This window comes from Paenibacillus sp. V4I7 (assembly GCF_030817275.1).
In the GTDB taxonomy this organism is placed as follows: Bacteria; Bacillota; Bacilli; order Paenibacillales; family NBRC-103111; genus Paenibacillus_E.
The window spans coordinates 4,969,996-4,988,982 of sequence record NZ_JAUSZD010000002.1 but is presented as its reverse complement, the minus strand read 5'-3'; the positions used below and the strand labels follow the sequence as shown (position 1 = coordinate 4,988,982).

Sequence of the window (18,987 nt, the reverse complement as noted above, 5' to 3'; positions counted from 1 at the left end):
GTTCATTATGATGACAAAAGAACAAATTCAAATCAAACGTCAATTCCCTAACCCGCTCGTCGAACAGCGGGCTGACCCCTGGATTTATAAACATACGGACGGCTACTATTATTTTACCGCTTCCGTTCCCTCGTACGACTGCATCGAGCTTAGAAGGGCAAGAACGATTCAGGAGCTCGGTACCGCCGAACCGGTCGTCATTTGGCGAAAACACGAGAAGGGCAGAATGAGCGGGCATATTTGGGCGCCCGAACTCCATTATATCGACGGTAAATGGTATATCTATTTTGCCGCAGGCGGATCGGATGAGTACGAGACGGCGTGGGAGATCCGTATGTACGTCCTGGAAAATGATGCGGCCAACCCGCTGGAACCGACATGGGTGGAAAAAGGTCAGCTTCGGACCAATTTGGACTCCTTCTCTTTGGATGCTACATCCTTCGAGCATCGGGGCGTAAGATATTTGGTTTGGGCGCAATACAATCAAGGCGATTCCAATCTGTATATCGCCGAGATGTCCGATCCATGGACGATTCGCGGCGAGCAGGTCCTGCTTTCGAAACCGGAATATGCTTGGGAAATCATTGGCCACCGGGTGAATGAAGGTCCTGCGGTACTGAAGAAGAACGGCAAAATATTTATCAGTTATTCGGCAAGCGCTACGGACAGCAATTATTGTATGGGATTGCTCTCGGCTTCGGACGATAGCGATATGTTGGATCCGAATTCCTGGACGAAATCTCCTGAGCCCGTCTTCCGAACGAGCGAAGAATCCGGAGAATATGGCCCGGGTCACAACTGCTTCACCGTTTCGGAAGACGGTTCGGCCGATATCCTGGTTTACCATTCCCGTGACTATAAGGAAATCGTCGTCGATCCGCTTTACGACCCCAATCGTCATGCACGTGCCAAAGTATTGGATTGGAACGAGGAAGGGTTCCCAGAATTCGGCGAACCCGAGTGAAATGCTGTAAGCACTCAGGATCATACCTTTTATCGATATGAAGAGGAGTAATTCATTCTAATGGAAGCTTATTTATTCGTACATTTTAAAGAAAAGAAAACCCCTGATGGCGAGCAGGTATATTATGCACTTAGTACTGACGGGTTTAACTGGGAACAGGTAAACGGTGGACAACCCGTTATCTGGAGTGAAAAAGGTGATAAGGGAGTTCGAGACCATACAATCGTACGAACGAAGTACGGCAAATTTTATATACTTGCCACCGACTTGAGTCTTGCCAACTGTCTGAATACCAAGTACAGGGGAAGCTGGGAGAACATCGTCAGAGAGGGAAGCAAATGCCTTTCCTTGTGGGAATCGGATGACATTCTGAACTGGTCGGAACAAAGAATGATCGAATTAGGCGACGAGGATTTTGGTTGTCTTTGGGCGCCGGATGTGATTTACGATCATATCAAAAAAGACTACGTCATTCACTGGTCATCGGCTCATGCTTCCAATAATTTCGAGCATAAAGTCATCTATTACTCTCGAACAAAGGATTTTGAAAGCTTTACTAAACCACAGCTGTTGTACCAAAAGGAAGATAGCGGGGTAATTGATTCTGCCATCTACGAGGAAAACGGCATGTATTACCGATTCTTGAAAAGCGAAGCAAACCCTACTGGGATTATACTGCAAAAGGGAGAAACCCTTATCGGTGAATACGCAACAATCGAGGCTTTTAATGGGGAAATGGCAAAGCTCGGCCACCCTGCCTATGAAGCGCCTACCGCGTATAAGCTGACAAATGGTAAATGGTGCCTGATGCTGGATTTTTTCGGTGTCGAGGGAGAAGGGCAAGGCTATGTCCCTTTTATAGCAGATGAGATTGATAGTGGACTCTTTATCCGGTCGGATGAAAGCTTCAGCTTCCCTTACCGCTTCAAGCACGGAACTGTACTTTCAATAACAATGGAAGAGTACAACAGGATAAAAAACGGGTATTAACATAAACTGACATCATTTTTTTTCTGAACGTTACCGGAAGTTATACGACTTAAAATGATAATGATCCTAGGCTAGACAAAAATCAACTTATTGAAAAGATTACCTCAGCATTTGGTCATCGGGATCGATATTGCCCAGCAAATGCATGTTGCCCGGGCTGTGAACTTCTGCCGGCAGGTCGCCGAGCCGTCTTGATTCGATATGCGAGGGAAAACGAAAGCTGCATTGTGGAAGATGACTATGACAGAGAATTCCGATATTACGGCGATCCCATAGCACCTCTATACGCAATGGATCCCAAACGGGTTATTTATATCGGCACCTTTAGTAAAGTCCTGTTCCCGGCACTTCGTATCGGATATAGCTCTGGAAATATAAATAGTATGAATATCAATATACACTACTTCACAACGTAAAAAAGACTACAATTCACCTTAGGAGAAAAAGGGTTTGTAGTCTTTTCGTGCTTGCTTGCTCCTACATCAGAGGATTAGCGTTGGAAGCTGGAAAGTTGTTGCTCAGCTATTTGCACTAATCTTTTTGTAATATTCCCACCTATTGCACCAGCATCGCGTGTGGCGAGGTTTCCGTTATATGCATTTGGTTGGAATGGAATTCCAAGCTCTTGAGCTATTTCAACCTTCAATTGATTTAAAGCTGCCTTTGCTTGTGGAACTACTAATGTGTTGTTATTAGCCATTTATGCAACTCCTTCTCTAGGTGTAATATTAGGATGTGGAGTGTAAAGAAATCTTATACATTTAAATTTACTGAAGTTAAATTCCTAGCTCTGTTCATGATATTGAGAAAGGTTTGAATATCATCTGCTCCAAATTGATCATTAGTTTTTGCTGTATCAGAAGTTTTCGTTTTAGATTTCAATTCAATTATTTCACTCTTAAGTTTTGTATTCTCTTGCAATAATTGTTCAAATATATGTGCTTGATCTTTTACTATATTGATAATTTGTCTGAATGGATCATCATATTGCTGCGAGGGGTTATCAGATGTTGCTGAACTAGATACAGTAACAAATACTTCTCTTTTCTGTGCTTTTTGTTTACTCCTATATGCTTTTGCTACTAAAATTTCGTTTTCATACTTTTTTCGTATTTCTTTATTCCAACGAAAACCACAAGCTGCAGGGGTTCGACTTATTTTTCTTCCAGTTTCTTCAAATGCTAATAACTGAGTACTTCCAGTTTTAATATGGTTTATCACGGTCTCAGCTAGAGTTGCGTCATGGTTATCATTCCAAGCATCTTCGCGCTTCTTATCTTTCAATTTAACTCCACCTTACTTCAATATATTGTTGTTATGCATTCTTGCCTATGATATTAAATTTATTCAAAGTTAATGTATAAAAGACCCACATAGCGTATAGGGCAGGATTTATTTCAATCATTTACTTTTAGAGCTGCTGTTAACATATAGAAGATATAGTACAGGACGCACTTGATGAATTAAAGAAATTTGAAGAATACATCGACATTTTGAGTTGACGGAGAACGATAGCTCAATAAACATCAGGAGAAGGCTGCTGACATCATATCTTAAGAGTGGATAGCTCCTGCCGTATGAAGAAGGAGACTGCAAAAATGAGTCGTAAGGCATAATAAAAAGCACCACTTGGGTGCTTTAAGCTGATCTGATATTTCGGCACTTAGGAAATGCACTGCATCTGTAGAATTCACACGTAGACCCTTTCCTTAGATCCACATTGCCACAGCGCGAGCAGATACGTTCTACCTGAGGCAGCCGTTTCTTTACAGCTAGGGCACTTGGGGCTGCGCCGGGGTATTATTTGAGAATCATCGTAATAAGTTCTTCACGATTTATTTAGTCGGATTCCGTTGGAATTTGCGCGTCAAATCGATGCTATATGACATTTTTTTAACATGAGCGACCACAGCCCGATAACTCGGATAAATACCCTCTTGATGTAAGTCCAGTATAAATGATTATAACGACATTCGTACTTTTACACTGCAAATCAGTTGTGCCCTTATATAGTTATAGAATTAATTCTTCAGGACTGTCTTCTCTTTTGATCAATTCAGAAAAAGCTGTCTTTTTTTTCACACTCGTTTTTTGTACACCCTCATTGCAAAGAAATATGCTATGAACAAAATCCCGACGCACCACGCAAGAGCGACCCATATATCATTACCCACCGGCTGATCTGACAGTAGCGCACGGATGGCTTCCACTATCGAGGTCACCGGCTGGTTTTCGGCAAAGGCTCGAACGACCGAAGGCATCGACTCGGTAGGCACAAACGCCGAGCTGATAAACGGCAGGAAGATAATCGGGTAGGAAAAGGCGCTTGCCCCGTCCACCGACTTTGCGGACAGTCCGGCAATTGCCGCGACCCAAGTTAATGCCAATGTAAACAGCGCGAGTATGCTGGCTACTGCAAGCCATGACAGTATCCCCGCGGACGAACGAAAACCCATAATCAACGCTACGAGAATGATGACGAGAACCGATATGGCGTTGGATACCAGCGAGGTCAGCACATGCCCCCAAAGTAAGGTGGAACGTGAAATCGGCATGGAGTGAAACCGCTCGAATATGCCCCGTTGCACATCAGTAAACAGGCGGAAAGCCGTGTAGGATATACCGCTAGCAATAGCAATTAGTAGTATACCAGGTAACAGGTAATTCACATAGTTATCCGTTCCGGTTTGAATTGCACCGCCGAACACATAGACGAACAGCAACATCATCATGATCGGCATAATGGTGACCGTGACGATGGTGTCCATACTGCGGGAAATATGGCGCATGGAACGTCCTAGCATAACGCCCAGATCGCTGAAGAAATGTTTCTTTACCGTCTCCATTTATTTTCCCTCCTTTTTGCCGACGATTGCGAGGAATATCTCCTCTAATGTCGGCTGTTTTTCAACATACTCAACCTTCGTGGATGGGAACAGCTTTTTTAGATCCGAAAGCGTGCCGTTAGCAATAATTCTACCCTCGTGCAAAATGGCAATTCGGTCGGCAAGCTGCTCAGCTTCTTCCAAATACTGAGTGGTCAGGAGTACCGTCGTGCCACCGTCGGCAAGCTCCTTGACAATCTTCCAAACCTCGATACGCGACTCGGGATCAAGTCCAGTGGTTGGCTCGTCGAGGAAAATGATCTGTGGTTTTCCCACAAGGCTCAAGGCGATGTCGAGCCTGCGGCGCATACCACCCGAGTAAGTAGACGCCCTGCGGTCGGCGGCGTCTGTCAAGCCGAATCGTTTAAGCAAGTCATCCGCAACCTGACGCGGATTTTTGAGGTATCGAAGCTTGGCAATCATGATAAGATTTTCCCGTCCGGTCAAAATTTCGTCCACGGCGGCAAATTGCCCGGTCAGACTGATCGCCTGCCGCACATTCTCGGGTTTTGAAGCAACATCGAATCCGTTTACGGTGGCGCTTCCGCCGTCTTGTTTTAGCAGTGTGGTGAGGATTTTGACAACCGTTGTCTTGCCCGCTCCGTTGGAGCCAAGTAGGGCGAAAATACTACCTTTTTCAACCTCAAAATCCACGCCTTTTAAGACTTGATGTTGCTTGTAGGATTTTTGCAGCCCAATCACTTTAATTGATTTGTTTTGCATAATCTTCCCCCTCCTTATCGAACAGTAACCTTAGACAAATCGGCCCCCATGCCCTTAAGAGAGGCATATGTCAACTTATCCATCATCGCTCCGTCAAAGCAGATGGTTTTGATGCCACGGTAATACTTATTGGTCAACGAAAAGAATGCCTGAAAAGACACATTCTTGAGTGTAGCGCCTCTAAACGAAACTTCTTTTAATGCCGACTTGTCAAACTTAACGCCGATAAAGGTTTGCCCGTCTAGACGCAGCCCGCTCAGGTCGGAATCTTTGAAGACCACGCCGTCAAAGATACAACCTTCAAAGATTGTTTTTCTAAGGTCGATCTTGGTTAGCGTGACGTCGGTCAGTTTTACGCCTGTGAATTTTGCTCCGTCCAGCCCCGAAGTGCTGAAGTTGGTACGTATAAGGATCGATTCATTGAAGCTCGCATCCGAAAGGTCTAGGGCGGATAGGGTACAGTCAGTCAGATTCGCGCCGTCAAAATTGGCTTCACGTGCGTCGCTGGCCTTAAACGAACTGCCGGTCAAGTCTGCGCCAGCAAAGTCGGAACCGCGTAAAGCGCTCGATGTAAAATTTCCTTTATGCGCAATAACGCCCGCAAAGTCGCTCATTGGCAAGTTGCTTGCGCTAAAGTTTGTCACTACTTGCCGTTCTAGCGAGCGGGAGAGGTTGGCGACCTCCAAGATCGTTTGTTCGATGTCGCCGATGCTCTCAATGGTCATCTTAAACGCTGTTTCATCGTCTTTGCCCTCGGCTGTCAGTTCACGATATCGCTCCTGCAAATCCGAGTGCAGGTCCGCCTTTAATTCGGTGACGCTTTTTACCCCGTCATATGGCGTGAAAACGCCGTTCAAATAGTTCGTCAATTTCGGATTCATCTCATCCAATCTCCTTTATAATAAATTTTCTAACACACGCTTCGAATACTCCCAATTGCTTTTGTTGCGGGCGTAAGTACCGATGCCTTTTTCGGTAATCCTAAAATACTTGCGCCGTCCGCCCTGAGATTCATCGCCCCAATACCACTCGATATCGCCGTCTGTTTCAAGCCGCCGGACGCTGGAGTACATCGTGGCTTCCTTTAATTCATACTCGCCGCCCGAGCGCTCGGCGATCAGTTTGACAATTTCGTACCCGTAGCGGTCAGCTTCGGATAACAGACGTAAAATCATCGTATCGGTATGTCCGCGAAGCAAGTCGGATGTAATTTTGTTCTCGCTCATTTCATCACCTCCGTGTTTTTATAATACGACATACTACTGTGTCTGTCAAGGTAGTGTTTTAAATAAAATACTTTGTTTGAAAACATAGTATACACTTTCGCTGAAGGAGTAAGTCGTGGAGAAGTTTCTGCGTATAAAGAACATAAATATACCGATGCCCACTCCGACTTATACATCGGTGTAGGCATCGGTATAAATGTAGTAATTTGCGCAATATAACCCTCAACTTCCGAACAGACCTTGGACCTGAATACCATCTTGCTGTCCTACATGACTATGACTATATCAACCACAACCGCGCATAGAAACTCGTCGAACTTTTCAATGATCAGTAGGCACGGGATTAGATTTCACTAATGAAGGTTTTTCGAGCATCCCAGAATATATAACCTACATATAAGAATTTATAGTGCGGCGCGCTCCGCAAAATGCTACTGTATTTCGAATTATTTGGCCATGGAATCAGTTTGAAGAGGTAGTCAAAGTATGGCAACGATGGGCTCCTTTTGTAAGTACCAAACTGGGCAGCGAGTTATCTATTGGACCGAAAAAAGGCGGCAATGTTAGCATGTTAGAGCTGTATCTTGGGTCTAAAAAGGAGGCTCTCCGCCTATTAGAACCTATTACGAGCGTCGGTACTCCTACAAAAGATATTCGATTGCTTCCCTACACGAAAGTCGTGAAATTTATGCTAGCTCCCGATCCAGTACTTACCCAAAAGTTCAGCAATCAATTCTCCAGCGGTTTCGGCAGGCGCCCTTTCCCGGACAAAGCGTTTAAAGCTATGCGCGAGTTTTTAGAAAAGGCAGAGGGGAATACACCTGCGGGGTTCTATTTTCCTCAACTGGGGCGGTGCTGTGAGCCGCGTCTCACCTAGAGCTACCGCGTTTTATTGGCGGAATGCGGATTACTATGTTGAATGGAATAGCTCATGGGTTAAACAATCAAATGCCGCTAAAAACATTGCCTTAGCTCGGGAAACACGCCGGAAGATACAGCCGAATATTGTAGGTTCCTATATTAACGTACCAGACCAAGGGATTAAAAACTCCGGCTGTTTACTATGGCAAAAACTATGAAAGATTACGGAGAGTAAAGGCTAAGTATGACCCTAAGAATGTGTTTAATAATCCGCAAAGTATTCCTCCAGCGAAGTGATTGCTTTAACTAGCAGCAGTAATTAAATAATCAATGAAAGCCCAAAAGTACTAGACGAGTTAAGGCAAGTAATCAGTATGTTTAAATATGATGATTATATGATGAGAGTCGAACAAGGTAAAATCGGATTTATTTATGACAAAACCGAGGGACGGAAGATGTTAGTTTAAAAAAGGGGACAGTTCGCCGCAGCCGGCAACTGTCTCCTTTTTTGGTTTAAAGAAGTGCAGCGAACTGATAAGAAATTATTTTGACAAGAACTTTATCTCATATTCTATTGCCTATTTGTTGTTTGAAGAGGCCGCCCTCTTGGTTTGCTTAACAATACCACTTATATCGCGCTGCAGGGCTTAGCCACCATTGGACGGCTTAAACCCCTTACGTCTGTTCCAACCGATTCAAGAACAATTCGGCATAATGGCTCAAAGTGAATTTTGCCTCGGTAGAAATATGCTTCTGCATGTTCTCTTTGCCGAGCTCTTCCAGGTATTTTTCCAAAAACTTAATCGCCTGATTATTCGCGCCCGTGTCAAAATGATGCTTTACTTGCTTCAGGCTGTTGGTCAGCTGAGAAGCGAGAGGACCTGTTAAATCACTGGTTGCCTTAAACTGATCTGTATAGTTCTCCAAAACAGTCATTAGCCCCGGTGTGACTGTAATGCTATTGGATGCCTTGGATTCTCCGGCGGCGTTCTGGGCCTTGATGTAATAGGTGTATTCGACGCCAGGCTCGGCCGTGCGGTCGTAATACGTTTGGACCTTGGCGTACCCCAGGTTTTCGACTACACCGTTCGCTTCCCTGTACACATTGACCTGGGTTTCCCCGCCGTGGGAGGTCCAGATGAGTCCGACAAACGTTTCTCCCACCAGTCCGACCGTAAGGTCGGACGGCGCGGCGGGCACGGGCATGGAGACCCGCAGCTCATCCGTCAGCGCCGTTTCGCCCATTTCGTTTACGGCTGATATTTTGTAGCGGTAGCTCGTATTGCTCACACTGATGCTGTCATCGACGTAGGAGGTCGAGGTGACGCTGTCTATTTTGACAAAAGACTCCTCGCCATCCGCTTTTCTGTAAATGTTGTAGTTTTCCGCTCCAGCTGCCGGATTCCATTTGATTGCAACAGAAGAAGTCGAAACCTCACCGGCCATCAGGCCTGCAGGCACCACGGGCAGGATCACCGGCGCCTTCGTCGTCGCTGCCACGCTGCCGGACGCTGAGGATTCGCCGCCGATTCCCGTCGCCGTCACTTTGTAAGAATAGGAAGTGGAAGGATTCACCGCCTTATCGGTATAGATGGCGACAGAAGAAGTGCCTATTTTACTGTAAGTGACTTCTGGTCCAGTCGCTCTGTAGACGTTGTAGCTTATCGCACCCGCCACTGGCGCCCATTCCAGCTCGACGGAAAGACTTCTAGCCGCCGCTACGCTTAAGTCCGACGGCGCGGAAGGCGCAGGCTGCGAAGCGTCAAAGGTGAACAACTCGACCGCACCGGATAGCGGAGATTCCCCTCCGGCGTTCAAGGCTGATACCTGATAGCGGTATGTGACACCTTTCTCCACAGCTGTGTCTGCATACGCTGCACCTTTGGTGCTGCCCACTGCTTTATACAATGGTTCCTTGGAGGAGGAACGGTAGATTAGATAAGCGTCCGCTCCGCTCACGGGCGACCAATTCAGCAATACGGCGGGGCTGTCCGCTAGCTCGCCTGTCAGATCGGTAGGAGCAGCCGCAGGAGGTTCGGCTTCCGGATTCACCAGCTTCAGGATCACAAAATATGGACATTTCGACGTGTCATTGTTCGAGCCCATGACGACATGGGAGCCTGCGGCGTAACGCTTTTTGTAAAGCTTGTACGCCACCGGCTGACTGTCTGCGATCGACTCTCCCGTATTCTCATAATTGGCGGTCAGCCAATTGGGCTCCGTCGTAATCCTCGAATCGTAAGCGACATACACATCGGCATCTGCTGCTAAATAGAAGGAAACCAAATCGCTGTTCGTCGCGCTTCTGGAGGCTACGGCTGTGCGGATCCATTCCTGGCCCTTCAAGTGCTCCGGCACAGACTCGAACTTGTAAACCTTACTGCCGGTCATCCGGTCTCCGAACACGATGTCTCCTTGCTGGAGATCGTCCTGAACCGACCAGTTCGCCGCATTGGTACTGCCGCTGCTGCTGTTGTCGTTAATAACGACATTTCGGACCATGTCTCCATCGATGCTGGCCACCGGCTCCGGCTCGGGCTCCGGTTCAGGCTTTACAGGCGGCGGAGTAAACGGAGGTCCGGACCATGTCGGAGGCGTCTTAGGGTAATGAGCCGGGAAGCCGGGAGCCGCTAGCTCGTTCAGATATTCTTCCAGATTCGTATAGCCATTCCCGTTACCGTCGCCGTTCCGGTCCTCCGGATCAGCGGGATTCAGTCCGTTCGCGAGCTCCCACGCATCAGGCATGCCGTCCCGGTCCTGATCGGAAGGTGCTGCGGCTTGCTCGAGCGGCGGGAAGCCGCCCATATCATTCTCGTTTCCGATGATCACGCCTGTCTGATTCCTTACGCTGTTAATGACCCGCGTATCGACCGCATCCCGCACAAGGGACGAGCCGGTGTAATTCAGAATATGCTCATACGCTTCTTCCGGAGCCTGGGTATGAACGAGAGGATATTCGAAACGCTCTGGCACGATGACACTTGGTTTTTCCCTCTCGATGATGCCGGTCCCGGCATCCGTGCCGTCGAGCAGGCCGTTTTTGTTGCTGTCAATACGGTTGTCTTTGAGATACACCTGATAGTTCTCGTTGCCGCGAACGACGGCATACTCGGGATCCGTCGAATTTTTGCCTGCGATAAAATAATTCCCAACCACATTCCCGTAGCCCTTGGTCCCGGATTCGCCGCCAGCCACATAAGGAAAGCCGCCCCAGTTGTAAACGATGTTGTTCACGAAATCGATTTGGCCCTTCGTTTTCGGATTCCGGTCGTTGTTGTGGGCATAAAGATTGTGGTGCATCGTGATCGTATTCATCTCGATCAAGCCGCCCATCGAGTGGGTGAGAAGTCCTTCGGAGATGATGGACCATTGAACAGTAATATTTTTGGAGCGCGGATTGTCGTAATCTTTGCTCTTGATAGAAAGCACTTCATCCGTCCCCCAGGAGAAAGTGGAGTGGTCGATAATGACATTCTGGCAGTCTTCAAAATACATCGTATCGTCGTTAAAGCTTAAATTCCCCATGCGGAAGCGCATATAGCGGATGACGATATCGCTCGAATCAATGAATCGGATGTTGTTTCCCCGGATGGTTACGCCGCTACCCGGCGCCGTCTGGCCTGCGATCGTAATGTGGGATTTGTTCCTCACCACGATCTGGGGAATCGTGATTTCCCCGGAAATGTCAAAAATGATGGTGCGCGGTGTATTGCTGGCCGTCATGAGAGCATCATGTAAGGTGCCTGGGCCAGTAAGCTCGTAGCTCGTGACATGATAAACCTCTCCGCCGCGGCCACCTGTGGTCGCATAACCGAAGCCCTCCGCGCCCGGAAAGGCCGAGAGCAGGGAATTGTCGGCCCGCGCGGCCGGCACGTACGGTGGGTAAATCGATAAAGCCATAAACAAACATAACATCAGTGCCAGATAACGCTTCATTTACTGCCTCCTCTAAAATCTGTAATGGATAGTTTGAGGGTAAAGACTCGCATGTTCTGCCTCCTTTTTTGGATTTTTCGTAAATACATGTTCATTATAGTTAGCGCTTTCACACGGTGGCAATCAATCAATAAGCCACAGAGTGCACAAATTAAGGATTTGACGGCGGATGTTGGATTGGTTGATGCTGGGAAGGACTGGATTGTTGAACATTTATGTCAAAAGTGATAGGGGGAGTACCAGCGTGCAAAGTACTTTGATATCGTAAGAGAACATAACTGGAAGCATGGGGAATACGAAGGGGGGGGTTATTATCATAGGAGTATGGGGTTAATAAACAGTAGACACTTTCCTTTGGATACTACTTTTAAAATATTATTGCGCTGTGATGATGCAACAAACAACCTATAAATATGAACTATCCCCCTAATGAATGTGCAATTATTACATAATAGAGTAAATCATATAAGATCGCCAAACGAAAGGTGGCCACAGTCGTTTCTTTTTAATTGCAAATTGAAGCGCTTACATGGATGGAGGTGAAGCAATTATCACAATGGCCAAAGGCGATGGCAAAAGGAGGGCGGTACCTATAATTTTACAAGTAACAGCAACTTGCTAAATTTATAAGGGAGGTTTGGAGAGGTATGAGAAAGTTTCCTAAAGTATCTATATTGATTGCTTTGGCATTCTTAACCGTGACGGGCTGCGAATCTGAATCTACAATTTCTGGCCAAAACCCGGTAGTTAACCAAACACCTGAATCGCCAGACAACGAATTATTCATCTTTACAGGGGATCAGCTTTTTAACAAACGTTATTTAAAGGAAGAAAATTTCGACCTGCTCATCGGCCAGTTTATCAAGAAAAAATTTCCGAATATTAAAATCAAACACGTTCAATGGGATAATCCCGGCAGACAGTATCAGGACTTAGTCGCTGCAGGAACGATTCCCGATATTATCTTCGAGGATGCCCGCCGCAACACGTACAGATCGATTCGAAAATATGATTTGCAATGGGACATGACTGATCTAATCAAAAAATACAATTTCGACACCAACAAATTGAATCCAGCCATGATGCAGCAATCGATGAACACTTCTGATGGTAAACTGTACTCACTGCCATTCGAAGGAAGTGATTACTTGTTGTTCTACAACAAGGATATTTTCGACAAGTTCGGTGTGGATTACCCCAAGCCTGGCATGACATACGATGAGGTATATGAATTGTCTAAAAAGCTGACGCGCCAAGAGGGGGACATTACCTATAAAGGCTACCAGCAGCATCCTGAATATTATATGACGTATAACCAACTTTCGGAGCCTGCTCTCGATCCTAATGAAGACAAGTCAAGCATGGTATCGAGCAAATGGGTACGGGTTGTAGACAACCTCAGGCGGTTCTATGACATTCCCGGTAACCAGTTCACTACAGTTAAGGACTTCCCCAAAGGCCACATAGCCATGGCAGTGGATGTGGAGGAAAGTATCGTCGATTGGAGTCAAAATAAAGACTTAAACTTCGATGTCTCTTCGGTACCCGTATTTCCGGAAGCGCCCTCGTACAAATATCAACCATACTCATTGGGAGCATTTATCACGAAACAATCCACAAAGAAGGATCTTGCGTTCCAGGTGCTCGCTTATCTTCTTTCGGAAGAGGTTCAAATCGAACGGGCAAAGCAAGGCATCAGTTCTCCTTTGATGAGCCCAGTCGTCCAGCAGGCGTATGGGCAAGGTGTACAGCAATTGAAAGGGAAAAATCTCCAATCGCTATTTGCTTTAAAGAATGCGATGCCTGCTCCCCGCAAACCGGACCTGACATTTATCGATCCTAAGACATCGATGGTTTTCCCTTTAATCTGGAAGGAATCCAAAGATAGCCAAACGGCGCTGCGGATGATCAATGACGTCATGAACAAAGCAATTGAAGAGTCAAAGGCTCTTCAAAAGGATGGTGTAGCAAGTCCACACCTGTAAGTCCTAATGTTGCTAAATCCATAATGGAGGTCGAGTCAGAACAGTGACGGAGCATATTCGGAAATCGATTTTCCGGATCATATGACTGCCTATGGACATTTCACCATTGGGAATGATACTGATGTTCTTCCTACTAACGGAATAATCGATGCTAAGTCCATTCATTTATGCTAGACCGATTGGAGAAACGGCCAGTTACCGTATGAACGGATTTGTCATCACAATAGCAGATTTTCGGTTCAAGACATACATCCTCATCCTATCTTCAGCCACGACTAATCGAGTTCAGTCCGAAAAATTTCCTGATTCCATCACTGAGGTTATTCATCAGCCAGGTCAATTTTCAGCCATTGATGATGGCCAGTTTAACCTTAAATCAAATTTGTCATACTTGGACGAGAAAATAAAGCCCTAGACTACCGTTGCGAATCGCTCCATCCAGCGGTAGAGTAGAAAAAAGAACCGTCAGATCATCCTGACGGTTCTTTTTTTCTACTCGAACACACGCTTAGCAGCTCGATCTCGCTAACCACCTTTGTTTCAGGGGGAGTGGCTATAGATCGGTTTTGCCTAATTAGGGAGGCATGCCAACTCATCATAAAACCGAAGCGCCTAATTTATGGTCCCGTGTTACACTAAATAGACAATCACAGCATATCTACCATGTCTTCATAAATTCGTAAGATTTATCGTCGATATTTTGTAAACTTTATCATTTATCATTAGGCTTGTTTGGTAGTAACAAGACTGAGAACGATAAGAAAAAAGGGTGAATGAACTTGAGGAAATACCAGGTGCTCGTTGTCGATGATGATGCCGACATTCGGGAAGCGATCGAAATTTATTTGAAAGGTGAGGGCATCGAGGTCTGCAAAGCACAAAATGGCATCGAAGCATTGCGGGTGCTGGAGGAAAAAGAAATTCATCTGATCATCCTCGATATCATGATGCCTCAGATGGACGGTATTCAAGCGACGTTCAAAATTAGAGAGAGTCGCAACGTCCCGATCCTGATGCTTTCCGCCAAAGCGGAGGATACGGATAAAATCCTCGGGCTGAATGTCGGCGCTGACGATTACTTAACCAAGCCCTTCAATCCACTTGAGCTGATCGCCAGAGTAAAGTCTCAGCTTCGACGCTACACGACACTTGGTCATTTTGGAGAGGAAGAACCAACAAGTGAGGAGCTGCGCGTCCGCGGACTTGTTCTCAATACTGTGACCAAAGAAGTCACAGTCGACGGCGAGGATGTGCGGATAACGCCAACAGAATTCAAAATTCTTGAGCTGTTGATGATGAACAAAGGCCGCGTTTTTTCCATCGATGAGATTTACGAAAAAGTGTGGAAAGACCCTGCCTGGGGCGCTGATAATACGGTGGCGGTTCATGTGCGGAGAATCCGCGAGAAAATCGAAATCAATCCGAAAGATCCAAAATATTTGAAGGTGGTGTGGGGTATTGGCTACAAAATGGAGAAGTAAATCCATCTCTCTCTTACTGCTTGGCTGTGCTTTTGTAATTTGGACCTTGACCTTATTTGCTGCGGCGAATGTTTATAAGAACAGCGTATACTTTGGTCAAGATTCCTATTTTAAAGGATCCGCATTCAGCAGGGAAATCAGTTCCATTTATCGGTTCATTCAACAGCATCATCTGGAGTCACCCAATTTCGCAGATAAGACGCCAGAGCAGCAACTCGGCAGAAATGATTATAACAATCTTAAGCAAGAAGCCGAAAGAACCGTTCATGAGAAGCTCAATAATGTGAACCGGAAATATAGCGATCGAATCAACGCAGCTCGTAATAGAAGCGACAATGCCGAAATGGACCGACTTGATGCCGAAAAAGAGACCAAGATCGCTGAATTGAATAAAGAAAAAGACACTGTCTTTGAACAAAAGCTAAAGACTGCTGTAGCAGCCAAACAAAAAGAATTTGTTACAGCAAAAATGAACCTGGATAACCGCAAAAACTCGCTTTATTACGCTCTTAAAAATTTAAGCAGTGGCGAAACGTACAGTAATATCGATCAAGATACGCTGCAAAAAGCGTTGGATAGTCAGGATATTATATACACGTTAAACCTGCCAAACACCGAAATGATGAGCAGAGTTTCTAGCGACATGAGTTACAACCAGATCAAGGGAACTTTCTATATTTTAAACCCGACGCAAGGATCGGGCATTATTCAATCCGACTACCTTTCCCATCTGACCAAGAAGCAGCACTCCATGGAGACCGTCTACTTGCTCATCGCACTTTTGATCGTCACGCTTGCCTTAAGCTTCTATTTGAGAAAACAGCGTGCCAATGATATCGCACTAACCGATGTCAAAGCAGGTGTAACAAAACGATTCCCTCTGGACGTTCGCGCCTGGTGCACCTTTATTGCAACGGCTGCACTGTTCGGCATCTCGATGGATAATGACATTTTCTACCTGTCTCCGACTTTTGTAAGCTTGTACCAAATCTTCGTAGTAGCGATATCCACTGCACTGCTGGTCATAGTGTTTTACGGCATTCGCGGCGCTATCTCCTTGATGAAAAATCCAGAAAAGCGCGCCGAGCAATGGAACAGCAGCATAACAGCTTCCTTCTGGCAAACGGTGAAAGAAGCTCTTGAGCAGCGAGGCTTACGGTTCAAGCTGCTAGTGTTCATGGCGATCATCGGGATCATGGGCTTCCTTCCGGTTTGTGTGGCTGCATCTGAATTTGAAGACGTCGTTGTTGTTTTTGCTTTTGCTTGGTATATCATGTTCATCATCTTTGTACTTCCTTATATTATGCGGAAGGTGAAACAGCTTCGCAAAATCATCAAAGGTGTGGAACAAATGGCTAATGGGGATTTTGGCGTGACATTGCCTGCAAAAGGGAATGGCCAATTGTCCCGAATGGCGACTCATATTAACAATATGAAGCAAGGCTTGCAGCTATCGCTCGAAAAGCAGCGAGTGAGCGACCGGCTGAAGACAGAACTGATTACGAACGTTTCACACGATTTGAAAACGCCCTTAACATCTATCATTAATTTTGTCGATTTGCTCAAAAATGAGAGCTTATCCGCCGAGCAATCCTCGCATTATATTGAGGTGCTCGATCGGAAGACGCAGCGGCTGAAAGTACTCATCGACGACTTGTTCGAAGCGTCTAAAATGGCAAGCGGAGCAACCGAGCTATTTTTGGAGAAAGTCGATGTTGCGGCACTGCTTAATCAGGCTTTAGCCGAGTTCAGCGACAAAATTGATGCATCCCCACTCAACTTTAGGGTGAATCTGGAAAAGCCGCACATCTATGCGCTGTTAGACGGTAAAAAAACATGGCGCGTCTTCGAGAACCTAATCTCCAACGCATTGAAATACGCCATGCCGGGAACCCGGGTCTATGTCAACTTGACAGAATCCGAGAGCAAAGTCGTCTTGATCATTCAAAATATTTCCGTCTACGAGTTTAACTTCGACGCCCGAGAGCTGTTCGAACGGTTCAAAACGCGGCGATCAGTCCAGACACACGGAAGGCTCCGGACTCGGCCTAGCCATTGCCAAAAGCATCGTTGAGCTGCAAGGCGGACAACTGAACATTGAAATTGACGGCGATCAGTTCAAGGTCATAACTGTATTTGAAAAAAGACTCGATGAAAGACAGGAATAACCAAGCCACACGCTTGATCCGCAGTTCATTTCCAGATTTCCTTTCATAATCAAGAGATAATGAGCATATCAGCAGAAAGCGGCTTTTCCCGAACCGATCCGAATGAACAAGCGTTATGCTGTTCCCTGTGCTGGATGCGATGTTTAATGGTATATATTCAAAAAAAGCTAAATCAAATCGCCATTCGCGAATTGATTTAGCTTTTTTATAGGCCTAATGCAATTTGCCTATGATGATTATAGAGAGCGTGAGCTCTACTCTACTGCCCGTTTATTGGCGCTTATGAGTCTAATACTTTATTTTTCAAGTCTACAAGTTTATTTCCAGACTAAAGCTATATTTTCTATCTACATCTTTTCTTATTGAAGTGACTGGCAGTTTAGCGTGGTGGCTTATTCTGATATGGTAATTATTTACTTTTTGGAAATCCAGTGCATTGATCATCACTTATTTTCGCTTGACCTTATCACTGACGTCAGGGTTTAGAATGAGATTATCTCGAGTAGAAGAAGGGGATACAACTGAAGATTTAGGGATTTAGTGGAGCGGAACGGAACGGAAGCAGCAGCCCAGTGTACGAGATAACTTTACTCCGAGTATGCAAATGTTGGGATTACAGGAATTCCATTCGTGGATGTGACAACCGGTAGAAAGGAAGGAACGTCATGTAGCCGCTAAAGTATTTGGAGACGCATCGATCGATAAATGCCGCATCCGGTTTCTAATGGCCTAAGAGTGTGAAAATTAATGTGTATAATCTAACTGGAAAGGAAGAGAATGCTTTATGGATATTACACCACAAGAAGAATCCATGATTAAGGCTTTCCGTGAGACTGACTTACCACCTTTATTTGTGCTCATACGAGTCAGAAATGATATTGCAAATGACATTGGAAATGTCAAAGAGAGCCAAAGAGATGTTATTGTTAAAACATTAGAAAAATACATCGGCCCATTATGGGAAGACTATCATGAAGGGAAAAAATCACATTCTAAAGAAAGTCCTTAACGAACTAATATTAACAATGCGGTGCCTACAAACCGGGGTAACTTGAGGCGGCAGCCGGCTGCTTAGAATTCTAAAATGAATAATTTCGTTAAATATAAAACATCTCCAGGTTAGGCGATGTGTATATGTTTATTTAATATTGCTGTCGGGTGACAAGCATATTGATAAGAAATTAGATATTCTATCCAGATAAAAGGATTCATTGATCGGCATATGAAATAAAAGCACAAAAAAGCCTGTAAAAAATCGTTACAGGCTGCATCAAAATTTATTATTGAAATTGAATATCAATTGGTTTATGCGTATCTTTTATTACTTTTGGCATTCTGACTTCAAGTACACCATTTTTATAGGTTGCAGCTGTTCCTTCAGCATTTACCAATGAAGGTAACGTTATTGAGCGCTGAAATTTACCTGAAAAACGTTCTTTTCTGTGCATTTGATCTTCTCTTAAGTCAGTAATATTTTTAATAATACCATGGATAGTGAGAAGGTTATCATCAATATGGATATGAACATCTTCTTTACTTTCAAGACCAGGGATATCGTAATGTACCACAACTTCCTTTTCATTTTCGAAGACATCAACGCGGCTGTTATATTCAGAAAGGAATCCAAAACCAGTTTTAGCATCATTAAAAATTTTGTCTAAACCAGTTTTCCAACTATCTAATTGGCGAAAAGGGTCAAAGGGAGATAAATTCATGAATAGTCCTCCTTGTAATTTTTTTACTGTAGATATGTTTTACCAAATAAATG

At 45.2% G+C, this 18,987-nt stretch carries 15 protein-coding genes and 3 pseudogenes; 10 read left to right on the top strand and 8 right to left on the bottom strand.

The window, feature by feature from the left end; genetic code table 11:
* The first annotated feature begins 7 nt into the window (after positions 1–7).
* From QFZ80_RS23585 to QFZ80_RS23575, 3 genes and pseudogenes are all read left to right on the top strand, one after another.
* A complete protein-coding gene (locus QFZ80_RS23585; RefSeq protein ID WP_307553611.1) occupies positions 8–964 on the top strand; it encodes a glycoside hydrolase family 43 protein in 957 nt (318 codons plus the stop codon).
* A gap of 60 nt (positions 965–1,024) precedes the next feature.
* Positions 1,025–1,954 carry a glycoside hydrolase family 43 protein gene (locus QFZ80_RS23580; protein WP_307561319.1) on the top strand — a complete coding sequence of 310 codons (930 nt, stop codon included), beginning with the start codon at positions 1,025–1,027 and terminating at the stop codon, positions 1,952–1,954.
* A gap of 164 nt (positions 1,955–2,118) precedes the next feature.
* A pseudogene (locus QFZ80_RS23575) lies at positions 2,119–2,316 on the top strand (MocR-like pyridoxine biosynthesis transcription factor PdxR); the annotation flags it as partial.
* A gap of 128 nt (positions 2,317–2,444) precedes the next feature.
* Here the strand turns inward: QFZ80_RS23575 and QFZ80_RS23570 are convergent.
* From QFZ80_RS23570 to QFZ80_RS23545, 6 genes and pseudogenes are all read right to left on the bottom strand, one after another.
* On the bottom strand, positions 2,445–2,654 hold the full coding sequence (locus QFZ80_RS23570; RefSeq protein ID WP_171649783.1) for an alpha/beta-type small acid-soluble spore protein: 210 nt from the start codon (positions 2,652–2,654) through the stop codon (positions 2,445–2,447).
* Between the two features lie 412 nt (positions 2,655–3,066).
* Positions 3,067–3,238: pseudogene (locus QFZ80_RS39150) on the bottom strand (RsfA family transcriptional regulator); the annotation flags it as partial.
* A 794-nt stretch (positions 3,239–4,032) separates the two neighbouring features.
* Positions 4,033–4,800, bottom strand: a complete 768-nt coding sequence (locus QFZ80_RS23560) for an ABC transporter permease (protein WP_307553619.1) — start codon at positions 4,798–4,800, stop codon at positions 4,033–4,035.
* On the bottom strand, positions 4,801–5,562 hold the full coding sequence (locus tag QFZ80_RS23555) for an ABC transporter ATP-binding protein (protein WP_307553620.1): 762 nt from the start codon (positions 5,560–5,562) through the stop codon (positions 4,801–4,803).
* Positions 5,563–5,576: 14 nt separating this feature from the next.
* Complete coding sequence (locus QFZ80_RS23550) at positions 5,577–6,443, bottom strand: pentapeptide repeat-containing protein (RefSeq protein ID WP_307561317.1); 867 nt, start codon at positions 6,441–6,443, stop codon at positions 5,577–5,579.
* Positions 6,444–6,458: 15 nt separating this feature from the next.
* Positions 6,459–6,788 carry a PadR family transcriptional regulator gene (locus QFZ80_RS23545; RefSeq protein WP_307553624.1) on the bottom strand — a complete coding sequence of 110 codons (330 nt, stop codon included), beginning with the start codon at positions 6,786–6,788 and terminating at the stop codon, positions 6,459–6,461.
* A gap of 400 nt (positions 6,789–7,188) precedes the next feature.
* On the opposite strand from QFZ80_RS23545, the pseudogene QFZ80_RS23540 reads away from it, so the two are divergent.
* Positions 7,189–7,946 (top strand): annotated as a pseudogene (locus QFZ80_RS23540) (BBE domain-containing protein); the annotation flags it as partial.
* 378 nt (positions 7,947–8,324) lie between these two features.
* Here the strand turns inward: QFZ80_RS23540 and QFZ80_RS23535 are convergent.
* The gene (locus QFZ80_RS23535) at positions 8,325–10,622 is read right to left on the bottom strand and encodes a fibronectin type III domain-containing protein (protein ID WP_307561315.1); all 2,298 of its coding nucleotides are present in this window, start codon (positions 10,620–10,622) and stop codon (positions 8,325–8,327) included.
* Between QFZ80_RS23535 and QFZ80_RS23530 the strand changes: the two genes are divergently transcribed.
* The 6 genes from QFZ80_RS23530 to QFZ80_RS23505 all read left to right on the top strand — a co-directional run bounded on the left by QFZ80_RS23530 (position 10,590) and on the right by QFZ80_RS23505 (position 18,228).
* Positions 10,590–11,165, top strand: coding sequence for a hypothetical protein (locus QFZ80_RS23530; RefSeq protein ID WP_307561313.1), 576 nt, complete (start codon positions 10,590–10,592; stop codon positions 11,163–11,165). The genes QFZ80_RS23535 and QFZ80_RS23530 overlap by 33 nt on opposite strands.
* Before the next feature lie 1,067 nt (positions 11,166–12,232).
* Positions 12,233–13,570 carry an ABC transporter substrate-binding protein gene (locus QFZ80_RS23525; protein WP_307553630.1) on the top strand — a complete coding sequence of 446 codons (1,338 nt, stop codon included), beginning with the start codon at positions 12,233–12,235 and terminating at the stop codon, positions 13,568–13,570.
* 148 nt (positions 13,571–13,718) lie between these two features.
* A complete protein-coding gene (locus tag QFZ80_RS23520; RefSeq protein WP_307561311.1) occupies positions 13,719–13,985 on the top strand; it encodes a cell wall hydrolase in 267 nt (88 codons plus the stop codon).
* 364 nt (positions 13,986–14,349) lie between these two features.
* Complete coding sequence (locus QFZ80_RS23515) at positions 14,350–15,051, top strand: response regulator transcription factor (protein WP_307561309.1); 702 nt, start codon at positions 14,350–14,352, stop codon at positions 15,049–15,051.
* A complete protein-coding gene (locus QFZ80_RS23510) occupies positions 15,029–17,125 on the top strand; it encodes a sensor histidine kinase (RefSeq protein WP_307561305.1) in 2,097 nt (698 codons plus the stop codon). Before QFZ80_RS23515 ends, QFZ80_RS23510 begins: the two co-directional genes overlap by 23 nt.
* A gap of 878 nt (positions 17,126–18,003) precedes the next feature.
* A complete protein-coding gene (locus tag QFZ80_RS23505; RefSeq protein WP_307553636.1) occupies positions 18,004–18,228 on the top strand; it encodes a hypothetical protein in 225 nt (74 codons plus the stop codon).
* Positions 18,229–18,499: 271 nt separating this feature from the next.
* Here the strand turns inward: QFZ80_RS23505 and QFZ80_RS23500 are convergent, their stop codons facing one another.
* Positions 18,500–18,934, bottom strand: coding sequence for an Hsp20/alpha crystallin family protein (locus tag QFZ80_RS23500; protein ID WP_307553638.1), 435 nt, complete (start codon positions 18,932–18,934; stop codon positions 18,500–18,502).
* Between the last annotated feature and the right edge of the window lie 53 nt (positions 18,935–18,987).

Coding starts and splice junctions, on each gene's coding strand:
- QFZ80_RS23505 (WP_307553636.1), top strand. CDS start 18,004: ATGGATATTACACCACAAGAAGAATCCATGATTAAGGCTTTCCGTGAG.
- QFZ80_RS23530 (WP_307561313.1), top strand. CDS start 10,590: ATGAACGAGAGGATATTCGAAACGCTCTGGCACGATGACACTTGGTTT.
- QFZ80_RS23500 (WP_307553638.1), bottom strand. CDS start 18,934: ATGAATTTATCTCCCTTTGACCCTTTTCGCCAATTAGATAGTTGGAAA.
- QFZ80_RS23585 (WP_307553611.1), top strand. CDS start 8: ATGATGACAAAAGAACAAATTCAAATCAAACGTCAATTCCCTAACCCG.
- QFZ80_RS23550 (WP_307561317.1), bottom strand. CDS start 6,443: ATGAATCCGAAATTGACGAACTATTTGAACGGCGTTTTCACGCCATAT.
- QFZ80_RS23555 (WP_307553620.1), bottom strand. CDS start 5,562: ATGCAAAACAAATCAATTAAAGTGATTGGGCTGCAAAAATCCTACAAG.
- QFZ80_RS23560 (WP_307553619.1), bottom strand. CDS start 4,800: ATGGAGACGGTAAAGAAACATTTCTTCAGCGATCTGGGCGTTATGCTA.
- QFZ80_RS23525 (WP_307553630.1), top strand. CDS start 12,233: ATGAGAAAGTTTCCTAAAGTATCTATATTGATTGCTTTGGCATTCTTA.
- QFZ80_RS23545 (WP_307553624.1), bottom strand. CDS start 6,788: ATGAGCGAGAACAAAATTACATCCGACTTGCTTCGCGGACATACCGAT.
- QFZ80_RS23580 (WP_307561319.1), top strand. CDS start 1,025: ATGGAAGCTTATTTATTCGTACATTTTAAAGAAAAGAAAACCCCTGAT.
- QFZ80_RS23520 (WP_307561311.1), top strand. CDS start 13,719: ATGCTAAGTCCATTCATTTATGCTAGACCGATTGGAGAAACGGCCAGT.
- QFZ80_RS23570 (WP_171649783.1), bottom strand. CDS start 2,654: ATGGCTAATAACAACACATTAGTAGTTCCACAAGCAAAGGCAGCTTTA.